Origin of the sequence: Microbacterium sp., assembly GCF_017305435.1 — a bacterium.
Lineage (GTDB): Bacteria > Actinomycetota > Actinomycetes > Actinomycetales > Microbacteriaceae > Microbacterium.
The window spans coordinates 324,921-341,956 of sequence record NZ_JAFKIP010000005.1; the positions used below are offsets into that span (position 1 = coordinate 324,921).

Annotated in this window: 16 protein-coding genes; 11 read left to right on the top strand and 5 right to left on the bottom strand. The window is 72.4% G+C overall.

Annotated features, from left to right (window positions below; all coding sequences use genetic code 11):
- Positions 1-2 precede the first annotated feature (2 nt).
- The 3 genes from J0I43_RS10050 (at position 3) to J0I43_RS10060 (ending at position 4,280) form a co-directional block, all read left to right on the top strand.
- On the top strand, positions 3-815 hold the full coding sequence (locus tag J0I43_RS10050) for a helix-turn-helix domain-containing protein (protein WP_292862829.1): 813 nt from the start codon (positions 3-5) through the stop codon (positions 813-815).
- Between the two features lie 85 nt (positions 816-900).
- Positions 901-2,850 carry a M3 family metallopeptidase gene (locus J0I43_RS10055; RefSeq protein WP_292862832.1) on the top strand — a complete coding sequence of 650 codons (1,950 nt, stop codon included), beginning with the start codon at positions 901-903 and terminating at the stop codon, positions 2,848-2,850.
- A gap of 110 nt (positions 2,851-2,960) precedes the next feature.
- Positions 2,961-4,280, top strand: a complete 1,320-nt coding sequence (locus J0I43_RS10060) for a DivIVA domain-containing protein (RefSeq protein WP_292862835.1) — start codon at positions 2,961-2,963, stop codon at positions 4,278-4,280.
- A gap of 158 nt (positions 4,281-4,438) precedes the next feature.
- Here the strand turns inward: J0I43_RS10060 and J0I43_RS10065 are convergent, their stop codons facing one another.
- A complete protein-coding gene (locus J0I43_RS10065; protein ID WP_292862838.1) occupies positions 4,439-5,518 on the bottom strand; it encodes a low specificity L-threonine aldolase in 1,080 nt (359 codons plus the stop codon).
- 40 nt (positions 5,519-5,558) lie between these two features.
- Here J0I43_RS10065 and J0I43_RS10070 point away from each other — a divergent pair, with 40 nt between their 5' ends.
- Positions 5,559-6,413 carry a tryptophan-rich sensory protein gene (locus tag J0I43_RS10070; RefSeq protein WP_292862841.1) on the top strand — a complete coding sequence of 285 codons (855 nt, stop codon included), beginning with the start codon at positions 5,559-5,561 and terminating at the stop codon, positions 6,411-6,413.
- 166 nt (positions 6,414-6,579) lie between these two features.
- A complete protein-coding gene (locus J0I43_RS10075; protein ID WP_292863256.1) occupies positions 6,580-7,959 on the top strand; it encodes an MFS transporter in 1,380 nt (459 codons plus the stop codon).
- Positions 7,960-7,965: 6 nt separating this feature from the next.
- Here J0I43_RS10075 and J0I43_RS10080 read toward each other — a convergent pair whose 3' ends face one another.
- Positions 7,966-8,664 (bottom strand): SDR family oxidoreductase, encoded by a 699-nt coding sequence (locus tag J0I43_RS10080; protein WP_292862844.1) that lies wholly within the window; start codon positions 8,662-8,664, stop codon positions 7,966-7,968.
- A 132-nt stretch (positions 8,665-8,796) separates the two neighbouring features.
- Entirely contained in the window at positions 8,797-10,242 is a 1,446-nt protein-coding gene (locus J0I43_RS10085) for a DUF6421 family protein (protein ID WP_292862847.1), read from the bottom strand.
- Positions 10,243-10,312: 70 nt separating this feature from the next.
- On the opposite strand from J0I43_RS10085, the gene J0I43_RS10090 reads away from it, so the two are divergent.
- The 5 genes from J0I43_RS10090 to J0I43_RS10110 all read left to right on the top strand — a co-directional run bounded on the left by J0I43_RS10090 (position 10,313) and on the right by J0I43_RS10110 (position 15,135).
- Positions 10,313-10,768, top strand: coding sequence for an Lrp/AsnC family transcriptional regulator (locus J0I43_RS10090; protein ID WP_292862850.1), 456 nt, complete (start codon positions 10,313-10,315; stop codon positions 10,766-10,768).
- A gap of 73 nt (positions 10,769-10,841) precedes the next feature.
- Positions 10,842-12,101: a histidine kinase gene (locus J0I43_RS10095; RefSeq protein ID WP_292862853.1), complete on the top strand. Its 1,260-nt coding sequence runs from the start codon at positions 10,842-10,844 to the stop codon at positions 12,099-12,101.
- Positions 12,098-12,757 (top strand): response regulator transcription factor, encoded by a 660-nt coding sequence (locus tag J0I43_RS10100; protein ID WP_292862855.1) that lies wholly within the window; start codon positions 12,098-12,100, stop codon positions 12,755-12,757. Before J0I43_RS10095 ends, J0I43_RS10100 begins: the two co-directional genes overlap by 4 nt.
- Positions 12,758-12,883: 126 nt before the next feature.
- The gene (locus J0I43_RS10105) at positions 12,884-13,645 is read left to right on the top strand and encodes an ABC transporter ATP-binding protein (RefSeq protein ID WP_292862858.1); all 762 of its coding nucleotides are present in this window, start codon (positions 12,884-12,886) and stop codon (positions 13,643-13,645) included.
- Between the two features lie 113 nt (positions 13,646-13,758).
- A complete protein-coding gene (locus J0I43_RS10110) occupies positions 13,759-15,135 on the top strand; it encodes an ABC transporter permease (protein ID WP_292863259.1) in 1,377 nt (458 codons plus the stop codon).
- Between the two features lie 124 nt (positions 15,136-15,259).
- Here the strand turns inward: J0I43_RS10110 and J0I43_RS10115 are convergent, their stop codons facing one another.
- A complete protein-coding gene (locus J0I43_RS10115) occupies positions 15,260-15,811 on the bottom strand; it encodes a hypothetical protein (RefSeq protein ID WP_292862861.1) in 552 nt (183 codons plus the stop codon).
- A 42-nt stretch (positions 15,812-15,853) separates the two neighbouring features.
- On the opposite strand from J0I43_RS10115, the gene J0I43_RS10120 reads away from it, so the two are divergent.
- A complete protein-coding gene (locus tag J0I43_RS10120) occupies positions 15,854-16,546 on the top strand; it encodes a 2-phosphosulfolactate phosphatase (protein ID WP_292862864.1) in 693 nt (230 codons plus the stop codon).
- Here the strand turns inward: J0I43_RS10120 and J0I43_RS10125 are convergent.
- Positions 16,534-17,034, bottom strand: coding sequence for a SprT-like domain-containing protein (locus J0I43_RS10125; protein ID WP_292862867.1), 501 nt, complete (start codon positions 17,032-17,034; stop codon positions 16,534-16,536). The two genes, J0I43_RS10120 and J0I43_RS10125, sit on opposite strands and share 13 nt — an antisense overlap.
- Between the last annotated feature and the right edge of the window lie 2 nt (positions 17,035-17,036).

Sequence of the window (17,036 nt, forward strand, 5' to 3'; positions counted from 1 at the left end):
GGATGCCGCGCAGCACGGTCCTCGTCGACCTCGCCCTCGCCCTTCCCCTCGCCCTCCTCGTGGCGGCCGCGATCGCCTGGATCGTGCGGCGCATCTTCGGCGCGCGGCTGTCTCTGCCCTTCGCCGTCATGACGATCGTCTCGATGCTCGGGATCAGCGTCGGGCTCTTCGTCGCGGGCTGGTTCATCTTCGGCCTGCGGCTGTGGATGCCGGTGTCGCTCCTGATCGCGGCGGGCACCAGCATCGCGCTGTCGTTCCTCGTGGCATCCGTCTACGCCCTCGTTCGGCGCGATGCGGCGATCGACGTCGCGGCCCTCGTCGCCGCGGGGGAGAGCGATCGCGTCGAGTTCAAGGAGACGGCGCGCTGGAACGTGCGTGAGGAGAAGAAGGACGCGCGCATGGAGCAGGTCGTCGCGAAGACCGTCGCCGCGTTCCTCAACAGCGGCGGCGGCACACTCGTCGTCGGCGTCGACGATGCAGGGCGCCCGATCGGGCTCGATCGCGATTTCTCGACGCTCCGCACACCCGACGCGGACCGCTTCGAGCTGTGGCTGCGGGACCTCCTCGCGACCTCGTTCGGCAAGAACGCCGCGGCGCTCCCCAAGATCCGCTTCGCCGAGCTCGACGGCGCCACGGTGTGCGCCGTCCGGTGCCCGCGCTCCGCTGAGCCCGTCTTCCTCACTCAGGGCGGATCGACGGATCTGTGGGTGCGCGTGGGCAACTCGACGCGCGCGCTCGGCGTCGACGAGGCCGTGACCTACGTCGCGCGGCGGTTCAGCCCGTCGTTCGCCGACGTCGTGCTCGGTCGGCGCTGAGCGCCGAGCCCCCGCGCGCCGCGCCCCCGCGCGCCTGCGCGCCGCGCACGGTGTGCGTGTCGGAGCCGCCCCGTAGGCTCGGATCATGAGTTCTCCCGACGCCCTCGTCTTCCCGACCGACCACGAGGGGTGGCTCGCGTTCGTCACCGAGCGGCCGTCCGCCGCCGTCGCCCTCATCGCGGAGGTCGATGCGCGGCTGCACGCCGCGGGTGAGGCGCAGACGGTGGATGCCGCGGAGGTCGTGGACCTCTGGAACGACGCCGACATCGCGCTGCACCGGGCGACGAGCGAGGTGTACCTCCTCAGTGAGTCGCACCCGGACGAGGCCGTCCGCGCCGCCGCCGAGGCCGAAGTGCAGCGCCTCGAAGCCCTCGGCGCGGAGCGCCTGCAGCGGCCGGAGCTGTTCGCGGCCGTCCGCGCGGCGGATGCGGCCGCGGCATCCGCGGGTCTCGACGACGACGCCCGACGTCTGCTGAGCCACGTGCTCCGCGATTTCCGGCGCGGGGGCGTCGATCTGCCGGATGCCGAGCGGGAGCGCGTGCGGGAGCTCACCGACCGCGACACCGAGCTGAGCCTCGAGTTCTCGCGCAACATCCGCGACGGACGTCGCGAGATCCGCGTCGCTCCGGAGGCTCTCGCGGGCCTTCCCCAGGACTTCATCGACGAGCACCCGCCCCAGGACGACGGGCTCGTCGTCCTCACGACGGACTACCCCGACCTCATGCCGGTGCGCGAGTACGCGACCGATCGTGCGACGCGCACGGCGCTCGTCGCCGCCTCCAACGACCTCGCCTGGCCCGAGAACGACGCGGTGCTCGCCGAGCTCCTCGCCGTCCGCGCCGAGCGTGCGGCACTGCTCGGCTACGGCGACTGGGCCGATTACGAGACCGAGACCCGCATGATCGGCTCGGGGTCGGCGATCGCCGATTTCCTCACCCGTGTCGACGAGGCCTCGCTCGCCGCCGCCGAGGCGGAGTACCCGCTCCTGCTCGAACGGCTGCAACAGGACGACCCGACCGCCACCGAGGTCACGATCGCGGACTTCTTCCACGTCCTCAGCACCCTCCGCAAGGAGCGCCACGATGTCGACGCGCAGCTCGTCCGGTCGTACTTCACGTTCGACCGCGTGCTGCCGGGGCTGCTCGAGACCACCGGCCGACTGCTCGATGTCGAGTACGTCCCGGTCGAGGTGGCGACGTGGCATCCGGACGTCCACTCCTACGACGTCGTGCGCACCTCGGGTGACGGCGCCGAGCGGCTCGGCCGCATCCACCTCGACCTGCACCCGCGCGAGGGCAAGTACACGCATGCCGCGTGCTTCGGGCTCGCGCCGGGCATCACGGATCGGGTGCTGCCGGAGGCCGTACTCCTGTGCAACTTCGCCCGGGGCTACCTGACGCACGACGAGGTCGTGACCTTCTTCCACGAGTTCGGCCATCTGGTGCACGACATCCTCGGCGGCGCGCAGCGCTTCGCGCGGTTCACCGGCGTCGCGACCGAGTGGGACTTCGTCGAGGCGCCGAGCCAGCTGCTGGAGGAGTGGGCGTGGGATGCCGAGGTCCTGGCATCCTTCACGCACGGCCCGGACGGAGAGCCGATCCCCGCGGACCTCGTCGCGAAGATGGCCGTCGCGGACGGCTTCGGCCGCGCGCTCGAGGTGCGCCGCCAGCTCGGACACGCGAACGTGTCGTACCACCTGCACGTCGACCGGCCGGCGGACCTGCAGGCCGCGAGCGAGCACTGGTACGCCGTGACGAGCCCCGTCGCGCCGCTGCGCGGGCTCCACTCGTACGCGGGGTTCGGTCACCTGACCGGGTACGGCTCGTGCTACTACACGTACCAGTGGAGCCTCGTGATCGCCCGCGACCTGCTCTCCGCCTTCGGCGGTGACCCCATGGATGCCGAGGTCGCGACGCGCTATCGGCGCGACATCCTCGAGCCCGGCGGCAGCCGCGACGCCGCCGATCTCGTCGAGTCCTTCCTCGGCCGTCCGTACGGTTTCGACGCGTATCGGGAGTGGCTCTCCGGCTCCTGATCGGGGGTGGCCGCGGGGCGCGCGGGAGGTACGATGCTCGTGTCGGCCCGCCCGAGGTCGCACCCCCACCCGGCGATGCCCCCGTCGCCCGCTTCGAAGCGGAGTCCCCCGTGTCCGACCAGCCCGAGCGCCACGACGACGATCTCACCTCGCCCTTCGACGAACTGATGGCCGGAGCGTCGGCCTCCGCATCCGGCCCGGGCTCGGCCCCGTCTGCGGCATCCGGCGAGTTCACCACGACGTTCCGCGGGTACGACAAAGCCGAGGTCGACGCCGCGATCGCCGCCCTCACGGCGCAGCGGGGTGCGCACTCCGAGCAGCTCGCGCAGGCGAAGGACGACGCGCACCGCGCGCAGGCGACGATCGCCGAGCACACCGCGACGATCCGGGACCTCGAGCGCCGCATCACGGGCCTCGAAGCCGATCTCGCCGTCGAGCAGGCGCGCGCCGCGAACGCCGAGGACAAGGTGCAGACGCTCTCCGACGAGCTGGTGAACGCCGCCGACGAGTCGTCCAAGGGGCGTGAACGGTTCGAAGAGGTCCTCCGGGTGGCCGAGGAGCAGGCATCCGTCATCATCAAGAACGCGAGCGTGCAGGCCGACCGGCTGATGGAGGCCGCGCGCGACGAGATCGCCGCGCAGCGCGTCGCGGCGCACGCCGACGCCGACGCCGTGCGTCAGCAGGCCGACACGGATGCCGCGCAGGCGCGCCTGCGCATCGACACCGAGCTGACCGCGCACGGCGCGCAGCTCGAGCGCGAGGCCGCGCACGCCGCCGAGAAGGTCGCACAGGCCGACCAGGAGGCCGCGGCGATCCGCACCGAGGCGGAGAAGGGCGCGGCAGCCCTGCGCGCGCTCGTCGCCCGGGAGAGCGAGCAGGCGCGTGCCGAGGCCGAGGAGGCCGTGCGCGAGCAGCGCATGCGCGCCCTCGAGTTCGAGGAGTCGCTGACGCGCCGCCAGGACGACGCGCAGCAGGAGTTCCTGATGCTGCACAACCAGGCGGTCGCCCACGCCGAGCGCATCACCCAGGATGCCAACGATCAGGTCACGGCCTCGATCGAGCACGCGCAGCGCATCAGCGCGAAGGCCGAGGACTTCGACAAGCTCATGCGGGCGCAGGCGCAGCAGATCGACGCCGACGCCAAGCTCCGCGCGCGGGAGACGATGGACCGCGCGAGCGTCAAGGCGCAGAAGATCATCGACACGGTCACGCAGCACTCGCAGTCGGTCCTGCGCGACGCCGAGGACCGCACGCGGGCGCTGCGCTGGCAGCAGCAACAGCTCACGAGCTTCATGTCCGAGGTCAAGGAGCTCATGCGCACCGAGGGTGCCGGGGCGACGAACGGTGGGGCGACGGATGCCGCGGCATCCCCTGAGCTGTCCGCCCCTGTCGTCCTCGATTCGGGCTTCGACGAGACCGCCGAGGGCTGAACCCCTCCTACCCCGGGGTGCGTTCGTTCGCCCCCGGGGGTGCATTCGTTCGCCCCCGGGGGTGCATTCGTTCGCCCCGGGGGTGCACTCCTCGCGCGGAACGAGTGCACCCTCGCGCGGAACGAGTGCACCCTCGCGCGGAACGAGTGCGGCGTGGGTCAGGTCAGGCGGGCGAGCTCGGCGACGAACGCGTCGACGTCGTCCTCGGTGGTGTCGAACGAGCACATCCAGCGCACCTCGTTCTTCGCCGCGTCCCAGTCGTAGAAGCGGAACGCCGCGCGCAGCTGGTCGGCGACCCCGTCCGGCAGGGTCGCGAAGACCCCGTTCGACTGCGTCGGCTGGGTGAACCCGACTCCCGTGATCGAGCCGTCCCGAAGGCCGGCTTCGACGCCCGCTCGCAGCCGCGCCGCCATCGCGTTGGCGTGCCGCGCGTTCCGCAGGTACAGGTCGCCCTCCGGATGGGCTGAAGGCTCCAGCAGCGCGATCAGCTGCGCCGAGATGAACCGCATCTTCGACGCGAGCTGCATGTTGAGCTTCCGGAGGAAGAGGAGCCCGTCGGATGCCGCGGGGTCGAGCACGACGACCGCCTCCCCGCCGAGGGCGCCGTTCTTCGTGCCGCCGAAGCTCAGGACGTCCACCCCGGCATCCGTCGTGAAGGCCCGCAGCGGCAGATCGAGGGCGGCGGCGGCGTTCGAGAGGCGCGCGCCGTCGAGGTGCAGGCGCATGCCGCGCTCGTGCGCGTGGTCGGCGAGAGCGCGGATCTCGCCGGGCGTGTACAGGGTGCCGAGCTCGGTCGACTGCGTGATCGACACGACGAGCGGCTGCGCGCGGTGCTCGTCGCCCCAGCCCCACGCCTCGCGGTCGACGAGCTCAGGGGTCAGCTTGCCGTCCTCCGACGGCACGTTCAGGATCTTGATGCCCGCGACGCGCTCGGGCGCGCCGCCCTCGTCGACGTTGATGTGGGCGGTGGATGCCGCGATGACGGCGCCCCAGCGCGGCAGCATCGACTGCAGCCCCGTCACGTTGGCGCCCGTCCCGTTGAAGACGGGGAACGCTTGCACGCCCTCACCGAAGTGCAGAGCGAAGACCTCCTGCAGGCGCGCGGTGTAGGCGTCCTCGCCGTAGGCGACCTGGTGGCCGTCGTTGGCGGCGGCGATCGCCTGGAGGATCTCGGGGTGCACCCCGGAGTAGTTGTCGCTGGCGAAGCCGCGGATATCACGATCGTGGAGCGTTGTCACCGCTCCAGCCTAGATTCCCGCGGGCGCCTATGCTCGCGGCATGGCCTCCGCAGCGGCATCCACATCTGCATCCTCATCTGCATCCTCGCGGTCCGGCGACCTCGTGCGGCAGATCGTCGTCATCAGCGCGTTCTGCTTCATGATCGTCGGCGACATGGTGGGGATCGGCGCGTTCGGCGGCACGCCGATCCAGGATGCCATCGGCGGCGCCTTCGATCCCGATGCCTCGTACCTCACTCCCGCGACGACCGCGTTCAGCATCTGGAGCGTCATCTATCTCGGACTCCTCGGCTACACCGTGTGGCAGGCGCTGCCGTCGCAGCGGACGAGCGAGCGCCAGCGCGTCGTGGGGTGGTGGGTCGCTCTGACGATGGTCCTCAACGGCGCGTGGCTCGTCACGGTGCAGTTCGCCGGTGACGGGTCGGGCGCCGTGTGGGCGACGGTCGTCGTGCTCGCGCTCCTCCTCGCGTCGCTCTGCGTCGCGTACGCGATGATCGTCCGCACGCGCCAGCCGCACGACGGAGTGGTCGCGACGGCTCTGCTCGACGGTGCGACCGGGCTGCACCTGGGGTGGGCCACGCTCGCGACCGTCGCGAACGTCGCCGCGGCGCTCACCTCGACGGGCGTCGAGTCGTGGGCCGCGGCGGCAGACCCGGTGGGCGTCGTCGTGATCGCCGTCGTGGTCGTGATCGCGCTGGCCCTCGCCGCCTGGTCGCGGTGGAGCGTCGCGCCCGGCCTCGCGATCGCGTGGGGGCTCGTGTGGCTCGCCGCGGCCCGCCTGGGCGGCGACCTCCACAGCACGCCGATCGGGGTCTCCGCGATCGTCGCCGCCGTGATCGTCGTCGTGGTGCCGGTCGGCATCCGCGTGCTGCGGCAGTTCCGTCCCGTCGACTGAACGGGGCGGCGGAGACGGTGGCCTTCTGCGTGTCGGAGGGGACGGCTACTCTCGCGGCATGACCTCGACGGATGCCGCGGACGCCGCGGATGCCGCGCCCGGCGGCCCGCCCGGTGCTCCATCCGGCGCTCCACCCGGCGCTCCACCCGGCGCTCCAGCGGGGGGCATGCGCACGTTCCTCGGGGTGCTCGTCAACACGGCGGTCGCGAACGTCACGACGAGCTTCCTGTGGTTCGCGCTGACCTTCTGGGTCTACCTCGAGACGCGGTCCGTGCTCGCGACGGGCATCATCGGCGGTGCCTACATGCTGCTGCTGGCGCTGTTCGGCATGGTGTTCGGCACGTTCGTCGATCGGCATCGCAAGCATCGCGTGATGGTCGTCTCCGCCCTCTTCACGCTGGTCCTGTTCGGCGTCGCCGGCGTCATCTTCCTGCTGCTGCCGCAGCGCGCCATCCTCGACCTGGGCGGGCCGTGGTTCTGGCTCTTCTCCGGCATCATCCTCGCGGGCGCCGTCGTCGAGAACCTCCGGAACATCGCCCTGTCGACGACCGTCACGCTGCTCGTGCCGACCGAGCGGCACGCGAACGCGAACGGTCTCGTCGGCACGGTGCAGGGGCTCGCCTTCCTCGTGACGAGCGTTTTCTCGGGGCTCGCGATCGGTCTCGTCGGCATGGGCTGGACGCTCGTCATCGCCCTCGTGTTCACGGCGGTCGCGCTCGCACACCTCGTGACGCTGCGCATTCCCGAGAGCCCACCCGAGCGCACCCCCGGAGCGAAGGCGATCGATATCCGGGGCGCCGCGTCCGCGATCCGCGCCGTCCCGGGGCTGTTCGCCCTCATCCTCTTCTCGACCTTCAACAACCTCGTCGGCGGGGTCTACATGGCCCTCATGGACCCGTACGGCCTCACGCTCTTCGACGTGACGGTGTGGGGGATCGTCCTCGGCGTCACCTCGACGGGGTTCATCATCGGCGGCGCGATCGTCGCGAAGCGGGGGCTCGGGCGGAACCCCATCCGCACGATGCTCCTCGCCGTCATCGTGATGGGCGTGCTCGGCGCGGTCTTCACGATCCGTGACTGGTGGTGGCTGTACGTCCTCGGCATCTGGCTCTACATGGCGCTCGTGCCGATCATCGAATCGGCCGAGCAGACCGTGATCCAGAAGGTCGTGCCGTTCCAGACGCAGGGGCGCGTCTTCGGCGCGGCGGCGACCTTCGAGGCGGGGGCCGCGCCGATCACGGCGTTCCTCATCGCGCCGATCGCCCAGTTCTGGATCATCCCGTACCTGGAGACCGACGCGGGGCGTGACGCGTGGGGGTGGCTCTTGGGCGACGGGCAGGCGCGCGGGATCGCGCTCGTGTTCCTGGTGTCGGGCCTCGTCATGGTGGTGCTGGCGGCCCTCGCGTTCACGACGCGCTCGTACCGCATCCTCTCGCGCGAGTACGCGGAGGTTCCCGCGGCGGAGGGCCTGTCCGCGGCCGACGATCCCGTTGCCGGCCCCGCCTCGGCCGCGCAGGCCCGAGGAGGCGACGCGGGGCGGGGGTGACGGCGATCAGCCGGCGTCGAGTTCGACGACGGCGTCGTTGATCGCGGAGGCCTCGGCATCCCACAACCCGGCGAATCGCGCCGCGAGCGTGTCTTCGAGCCCCGCCAGAGCGCGCACGCGGAAGACGACGGATGCCGCGCGCAGCTCGCGTGCGCCGTCGCGCGCGTCCTTCGCGAACCCCTGCGCCATCGCGCGCGCCCAGGCCTCCTCCGCGGCTTTGACCGCGGCGTAGTTGGCGCCCCCCGCGAGCGGTCGCGCGACCGCCGTCGAGGAGACGATCGCGCAGCGCGCGGCATCCGAGGCGGCGAGATCCTCCCAGAACGCCCGCGTCACGTGCCGGAGCGCGGTGAGCCCGACCTCGAGCGCGCGATAGTCCGCGTCGCTCTGGCCGGCGAGTCCGCCGCCGCCCCGCCACCCTCCGACGAGGTGCAGGATGCCGTCGACGCGCACGCGGTCCGCGCGCAGGGCCTCGGCCAGGGCGCGGACGTCGCCCTCGACGCCGAGATCGCATTCCGCGGTGCGGATCGCGGGCCCCGCTCCTGGCTCCGCCACAACCGCCCTCGCGAGCGCGTCGAGCTTGGCCGCATCCCGCCCCACCGCGACGACGCGTGCGCCGGCATCCACCAGCGCGCGCGCCGCTGCCAGCCCGCTCGCGCTCGTCGCGCCCGCGATGAGCACGGTGCGCCCGCGCGCGCCCCCGCTCATCGCGCGCGCCCGGCGTTCCCCGCCGTCTCGGCGCCGAGAGGGCCCGTTGCCGCCGAGACCGCCGCGTGTTCACGGTCGACGACCGGCGCACTCGTCAACACGCGGCGCCCTCGGCGCGCGCCCCCGGCCCCGTCAGGCATCGCGCCCCGTGATGCCCGACGTGGAGGCGATGACGTCCCGCAGCTTCTTTTCGAGCGCTTCGAAGAACATCGACAGCGGGAACTCGTCGTCCAGCACGGCGTCGGTGTAGCCCTTCGGCGCCCCGGCGAGCACGTCCTGCGGCAGCCCGCGCGCCCATTGCGAGGCGGGGTGCGGAGTGACCACCGCGCGCACGAGGTCGTACGCCGCGAGCCAGTGCGCGACCTTCGGGCGGTCGATCGACTCCCAGTAGAGCCGGTCGATGGCGTCCGACAGCGCGATCACGATGGCGGGCACGCCGTCCCAGTCGAACGCGAGCTGGGTGTCCGTCCAATGCAGCACGCCGTGCTGGTGCAGCCAGGCGAACAGCAGCTGCCCGCCGAGGCCGTCGTAGTTGCGCACGCGCGAGCCCGTGATCGCGAAGCGGAAGATCCGGTCGAAGATCACCGCCTGCTGCACGAGGCGGGCATGGTCGGCGATCTCGCCCTCTCCCGCGCCGAGCGCGACGCACTCGCGGAACGCCGTCAGATCGCAGCGCAGCTCTTCGAGGGAGTACAGGAAGAACGGCATCCGCTGCTTGATCATGAACGGGTCGAAGGGCAGGTCGCCGCGCATGTGCGATCGGTCGTGGATCAGGTCCCACGTCACGAAGACCTCCTCCGTGAGCCGCTGGTCGGCGAGCATCCGCGCCGTCCCCTCGGGCACGTCGAGCTTCGTGACCTCGGATGCCGCGGCCACCACACGGCGGAAGCGCGCCGCCTCGCGGTCCTGGAAGATCGCGCCCCACGTGAACGTCGGGATCTCGCGCATCGCGACGGTCTCGGGGAAGAGCACGGCGGAGTTCGTGTCGTACCCGGGCGTGAAATCGATGAGACGCAGGCTCACGAAGAGGCGATTGGTGTAGGTCTCCTCGAGCTCGGCGACGAACTCCGGCCAGATGACCTCGCACAGGAGCGCCTCGACGAAGCGGTTGCGCGACCCGTTCTGCGTGTACATCGGGAACACGACGAGGTGCTGCAGGCCGTCGACGCGGTGCTCCTGCGGGTGGAAGGCGACGAGCGAGTCGAGGAAGTCGGGCACGGCGAAGCCGCCGGCCACCCAGCGTTCGATGTCGACGACGGATGCCGCGAGATAGGCCGCATCGTGCGGGAACAGCGGTGCGAGCGTGCCGATCGCCGCGGCGATCACGCCGGCGAGGGCACCCGCCTCGGCGTGGTCGGCCGGGTCGGGGACGGAGCCGTCCTGTGCCTGCAGGAGCTGCAGCGCGGTCGCGGCATCCTTCAGGGCGATCCATGCGGGCTGCTGCTCGACGGGCCGTCCGTCTTCGACGAGCTTCTGGTTCGCTCGGTCGTCTTCGACGACCTTCTGGTTCGCTCGGTCGTCTTCGACGACCTCGGGTTCTCCGACGACGGTCTTCACGGTGGGGGTGAGAAGGGACATGCGAACCTCCGATCGTTCGATTCAGGAATATTTCCGGCAATCGCGCCTTGACTCCGATATTGTTTCACGCATGGATGACGCTGTCGACCTCGCGATCGTGGCCGGGGTCTCCCGCGACGGGCGCGCGACCCTGGCCGATCTGTCCACCGCGACCGGCCTCTCGGTCTCCGCCGTGCAGGCGCGGCTCAAGCGGCTCGAGGCGCGGGGCGTGATCACCGGCTATCGGGCGACGATCGATGCCGAAGCCGCGGGGCGCCCGCTCGCCGCGTTCATCGAGATCACGCCGCTCGACCCTGCGCAGCCCGACAACGCGCCGGAGCTCCTCGAGCACCTGGACGCGATCGAGGCATGTCATTCGATCGCGGGCGACGCGGCGTACATGCTGTTCGTGCGCGTCGCCTCCCCGCGCGCGCTCGAGGACCTCGTCCGCGACATCCGCGTCGCGGCGAACGTCCGCACACGTACGACGGTCGTGCTGCAGACGTTCTATGAGCACCGCCCGGTCGTTCCCCTCGTCGGTCGCTGACCCGGAGCGCGTGGCGTCGCGAATACATCCCCCGGCGGATGCCGCGCGCCGCCCGCTCGCGTAGCGTCGACGTGTGCCCCGCACGGTGACCCGCCCCCAGCTGACGTTCGACATCGTCGCCGCGTCGCTGTTCGCGGCGTTCGCCTTCGTCGCGACGCTCATCCCCTGGGCGGCCTCGTCGATCGGCTCGGGCGTCGTCGGCGAACGTGTCGCGTGGGTCGTCGCGATCGTCGTCACCGCGGCGTTCTCGGTCGCGCTCGCGCTACGCCGCCGCACGCCCGCCCTCGCGCTCGGCATCTCGTGGGCCGCCGCGATCGCCCAGATGGCGGCGGGACTCCCGCCGCTCCCCGCGAACCTCGCGATCTTCGCCGTGCTCTACACGACGGCGGCGTACGGCACGCGCCGGCTGTTCTGGGCGGGGTTCGCCTCGGCGCTCGTCGGCGCGGCGGCGATCAGCCTCTATCTCATCGTGCCGAGCCTCATGCACTTCGCGGGGCGCGGCGATACGTCGTCGATCGCCTCGTACGTCTTCGCCCTCGTGATGACCTTCGTGGCGTCCGTGCTCGCGCTCCTTCTCGCCTGGACGATCGGTGCCCTCGTGCGCACCGGCATCCGTGCTCGAGAGAACCGGCACGCGCAGCAGCTCGCGGAGGCGGAAGCCGTCGCGGAGGCGCAGCGCACACGCGTCGCGCGCGACATGCACGACGTCGTCGCGCACTCCCTCGCGGTCGTGATCGCCCAGGCCGACGGCGCGCGCTACGCGGCGGCATCCGATCCGCAGGCGGCGGCGACCGCCCTCGCCACGATCTCGTCGACGGCGCGCGCGGCCCTCGCCGACGTCCGCATGCTGCTGACCCAGCTGCGGCACACGCAGGCGGATGGCCCGCAGCCGACGCTCGCCGATCTCGAGCAGCTCTACGCCCACGTCCGCGCGGCGGGCGTGGATCTCACGGTCGACGTCGACCCCGCGCCGCGGGGCGACATCGCGGCATCCTTGCAGCTGGCCGTCTTTCGGATCCTGCAGGAGGCGCTCACCAATGCGCTCCGTCACGGCGCTGGGGTTCACGGCGCTGGGGGTCACGGCGCTGGGGTTCACGGCGCGGGGGGCGAGGTTGCCGTGCGCCTGGCGTGGCACGATGATCGGGTGCAGCTCGAGGTCACGAACGCCGTCGCGCCGACCGCTGGCCAGCCCGCCGCCGACGCGGTGCGCGGACACGGCCTCATCGGCATGCGCGAGCGCGCACAGCTCGTCGGGGGCACGCTCGAGAGCGGGTCGGACGAGCCGGGCCGCTTCGTCGTGCGGGCCGTACTCCCGCGGGACGGTGCCGCATGACCAATCCGATCCGCGTGGCCCTGGTGGATGACCAGGCGCTCTTCCGTGCCGGCATCCGCATGGTGATCGATTCGCAGCCCGACCTCGAGGTCGTCGGAGAGGCCGGCGATGGGGCGGAGGGCGTGCGCGTCGTCCGTGCGACCCGACCCGACGTCGTGCTGATGGACATCCGCATGCCCGTCGTGGACGGGCTCACCGCGACGGCGGAGCTGCTCTCCGATCCGACCCTCGGCGACCCGCCGCCGCGCGTCGTCATGCTGACGACCTTCGATCTCGACGAGGCGGCGGCACGCGCGATCCGGCAGGGCGCGAGCGGGTTCCTGCTGAAAGATGCCGACCCCGAGTTCCTCCTCGCTGCGATCCGGTCGGTCCACGCCGGGTCGGCCGTCATCGCGGCATCCGCGACGCGGGACCTGTTCGCGCACTTCGCGGCGCCCGCGACGGAGCCCGTCCCGGCCTCGTACGACGAGCTGACCGAGCGCGAGCGCGAGATCTTCGCGCTCGCCGCGCGCGGGCTGTCGAACGCGGAGATCGCGGAGCGCGAGTTCCTCTCGGAGGCGACGGTCAAGACCCACATCAGCCGCATCCTGGCCAAGCTGAGCCTCCGCGACCGCGTCCAGCTCGTCGTCTTCGCGTTCGAGCACGGCCTCGCCTGACCCGGCGCGCGGACGGCGCGCCGTTCCGCGTCACGCTGCGGGCGGCGAGGGTCATCCTTGCGATGTACGCGGGTCGCGACCCGCGGCCGACGCGGGGGCCGGGCAGCCCTCCGTAGCGTCGAAGGCATGGAGATCACGACGACGCAGCTGGGCCTCGCCGCCCGCGTGCAGAACCTCACGAAGACCTACGGCGCCGGCGAGTCGGGCGTGCGCGCGCTCGACGACGTCACGGTCGGCATCCGCCGCGGCGAGTTCACCGCCATCATGGGGCCGTCGGGCTCGGGCAAGTCCACCCTCATGCACATCATGGCCGGCCTCGATGCCCCCACCGGCGGCCGCGCCTGGATCGGAGACACCGAGATCACCGGGCTCGGCGACCTCGAGCTGACCCTGCTGCGCCGCCGTCGCGTCGGTTTCGTCTTCCAGGCGTTCAACCTCGTTCCGACTCTCGATGCACTCGGCAACATCCTGCTGCCGTTCGACCTCGACGGCCGGCGCCCGAGCGCGCTCGAACGCGCCCGCATCGACGGACTCGTCGACACCCTCGGCCTCGGCGCACGGATCGGACACCGCCCGCACCAGCTCTCCGGCGGACAGCAGCAGCGCGTCGCGATCGCTCGTGCACTGGCGACCGCTCCCGATCTCGTCTTCGCCGACGAGCCGACGGGCAACCTCGACTCGCGCGCGGGTCGCGAAGTGCTGAGCCTGCTGGGAGCAGCCAGCCGCGAGCACGGCCAGTCGATCGCGATGGTCACGCACGACCCGGTCGCCGCGGCACATGCCGACCGCGTGCTGTTCCTCGGCGACGGTCACATCATCGCCGACAAGCCGCGTCAGAGCGCCGAGCAGATCTCCGCCTTCATGCTCGCCGCCGAGGTGGCGGCGTGAGCGCCGCGGCCGTCGTCGACAGCGGCCCCGTTCCGAACAGCGGACGGATCCCGCGGACGCCGCGGACGGCGCGGACCGGGGCCGGCGCACTCGCGCGCCTGCGCGAACGCGGGATGGGCGCGACGATCCTCGTCGCCGCGATCTCGACCGCGTTCGGCGTGCTCCTTCTGAGCGCGACCGGCTACATTGGCGCGTGGGCGCGCAGCGAGCCGGCGCTCGGGGGCGCGACCGCGACGCTCGTCATCGGCGTCGTGAGCGTGCTCCTCATCGGGGTCGCGGTCTACGTCGCGGCGATCGTGACGGCGAACACGTTCGCGACGATCGTCGCCGGCCGCACCCGGCAGATCGCGCTCCTGCGCCTCATCGGTGCGTCGGCCCGGTCGCAACGTCGTGACGTCGCCGCCCAGGGGGCGGCCGTCGGAGGGATCGGCGCGGTCGTGGGCCTGATCGCGGGCACCATCGCCGCCGCGCTGCTGCTGCGCTGGGCGGACGCCGCTCTCGACATCTCGACCGGGTACGCCGTGCTCCAGCCGGTGCTCCTCCTCCCGGCGGCCGTCGTCTGCCTCACGACGTGGGCCGGCGCGTGGAACGGGTCGCGTCGGGTCCTGTCCGTCACACCGCTCGAGGCGATCGCCGGCGCCGCGCCCCGTACCCACGATGAGGCGTCGCGCTCGCGCGGTCGCAACGTCACGGCGCTCGCGCTGTCGGTCGTCGGCGCGGCGCTCCTCGCGGGCGGCGTCGCGGTCGGACTCGTCACGCCGCTCGGCGTCGTGATCGCGTTCTTCGGCGGCATCCTGTCGTTCACCGGCCTCTCACTGGGAGCGGTCGTCATCATGCCGCCGCTGCTGCGCCTGACCGGTCGCCTCTTCGGACGCTCGGCGACGTCGCGTCTCGCGGCCGAGAACGCGCTGCGCTACCCCGAGCGGACGAGTCGCATGGCGATCGGGGTCGTCATGGGCGTCACGCTGGTCGTCATGTTCGCGGTCGCGAACGAGTCGGTCAAGGCGGTGCTGACGGCATCCGCGGGGGGCGAGGTGCTCGTCCAGATGAACCAGATCATGGACACCTTCGCCGCGATCATGATGGGTCTCGTCGCCGTCTCGGCCGTCATCGCCGCGGTCGGACTCGTCAACCTCCTGTCGATCGGCGTCGTGCAGCGCCGCCGCGAGCTGGGCCTGCTGCGCGCCCTCGGCCTCACGTCCGCTCAGGTGCGTCGCGTGGTCCTGCTCGAAGCCGTCCACGTCACGATCACGGCCCTGGCATTCGGGCTCGTCCTCGGCGTCGCGTACGGCTGGGTCGCGGCGCAGTCGCTGCTCGGCTCGGTCACGATGCCGCCCGCGTGGCTGTCGCCGACGGTCGTCGCGCCCGCGATCCCGTGGGGCCCGGTGGCGGTCGTCGTCGGGGCGACGGCGGTTCTCACCCTCGTCGCAGCGGTCGTCCCGACACGGCTCGCGACGCGTGTGACGGCGGTCGAGGCGCTCGCCGAGTGAGCCCCGACCGATGAGAGTTCTCGCTCCGACGCCCTCGGGTGGGCGTCCGGGCGAGACGGCGAGGCGCGTCGGGCGCGCTTCGCACGAGGGATGCCGCGGTCAGGCTTCGGCCGCGGCATCCCTCTCAGGTTTCGGCGGGAGTCGTGTCGGCGCGCGCGTCGTCGATGAGAGCCGCGCCGTCCGCCGTCTCCGGGTCGTGCGCCCACGTCGGGGCGAGGGCCCGCAGACGCGCCGCGCGCCACTGCCACGTCGCCCAGAGCACGGGCCAGAGGGCCGGCGCAGCGCCTCCGCCGATCACGAGGCGGTCGCGCCAGAGGGTGCGGGCGGCATCCCCGGGGGCGGGCGAGACCGCCATCTGGTGGTCCCAGACATCGAGGCTCGCGAGGGGCCCCGTGAGCGGGATGCCGCTGTCGCGCAGGATCCGCACGGGGCCGCCCGTGTCGTGGGTGAAGCGCTCGCTCACGTGGATCAGCTGGTCTCCGAGTGGAGCGCCCGCCAGGCGCAGGCGCACCGGCACATCGGCGCCCGGATCGAGCCGGGTCGGCAGGCCGGCCGCGTCCATCGGCGAGAGCTCGACGAGCGGGCCGTAGAGGTCCGCGATCGCGCGCGGGGAGTGCAGGGCGCGCCACGCGGCATCCGCGTCGCAGTCGAGGACGAGCTTCAGCAGGATCCGCATGCGCCCAGTCTGGCACCGCACGCGCTCTAGCCTGGAGGGGTGATGACGCCGTTCGACCAGTCCCGCTATCAGGTGCGCGTCGAGTGGGGCGTCGCGGGTCTGGGCATGCTCGCGCCCTCCGATGTCGTGATCGTCGTGGACGTGCTGCGCTTCTCATCACGCGTCACCGACCGCGTCGAGGCGGGCGAGGAGGTGCCGCTGGATGCCGCGGCGCACGCGCTCTCGCGGAACGGTGCCGCCGTCGCGGCGCACGCCGCGCGGCTCGAGCCCGCACCGCTCGTCCTCCTCGGATCGCTCCGCAACGCGGGGGCCGTCGCCCGCGCCGCGCTCGCCGAGCAGACCCGGCGTGGTGCACGCACGAGCATCGCGGTGGTCGCCGCGGGCGAGCTCGCCCCCGCGGAGCCGGCCGTGCCGGCCGGGCAGAACGCACCCGCCGCCCCGGCGCAGCCACCCGCCCCGCTCCGGTTCGCCGTCGAGGACCTGCTCGGCGCGGGCGCCGTCATCGACGCCCTGGGCGGTCTGGGCGTCGACCACACCTCACCCGAGGCGGCGGCCGCGTGCGAGGCCTTCCGCGGGCTCCGCGGTGCGGTGCGGCATCTGCTCACGGCGAGCGGCTCCGGCCAGGAGCTCATCGAGCGCGGCGCGCGCGACGAGGTCCTCGCCGCCGCCGCGGTGGATGCCTCGCCATCCGTCCCCGTGCTGCGCGCCGGGGTCTTCGTCGCCTACGCCGGCTGATCCCGCGGGGTCATGGCGGCGAGACGCGTCGCCGGGGTGATCTCCCGGCGGGTCCAGACGAAGAGATAGCGCTCGTCGAACGAGGGGGAGCATCGCGCGCAGGACGTCGCCCGCGCCGCCGTGCGGTGCCGGTAGGCGACGTGTCCGGCGGGGCACACCCCCACCCAGGGGGCGAGTTCGGTCGCGGTCTCGCCGTGGTGGGTGACGCCGCCCGTGTAGCCGAGCGTGTGCGCCGTGCGCTTCCACGCCGCGCCGTGCGCCGCCCGTGCCCCCGCGAGCGCGTGCGCGACCTCGTGCAGCAGCGTCTGGCGGTTGGTCTCGTCGTCGTAGCGGGCCGCGAGGTACCGCGAGACCGTGATGCGTTTCCGCGCGTAGTCGCACGCCCCGGCCCGGCGTTTCGCGTTGTCGAACGCGAACGACCACGAGGCATCCAGGTGCGTCGCCAGGAGCGCTTCGGCGACGCGACGCACGTCGTTCAGGTCAGACATCG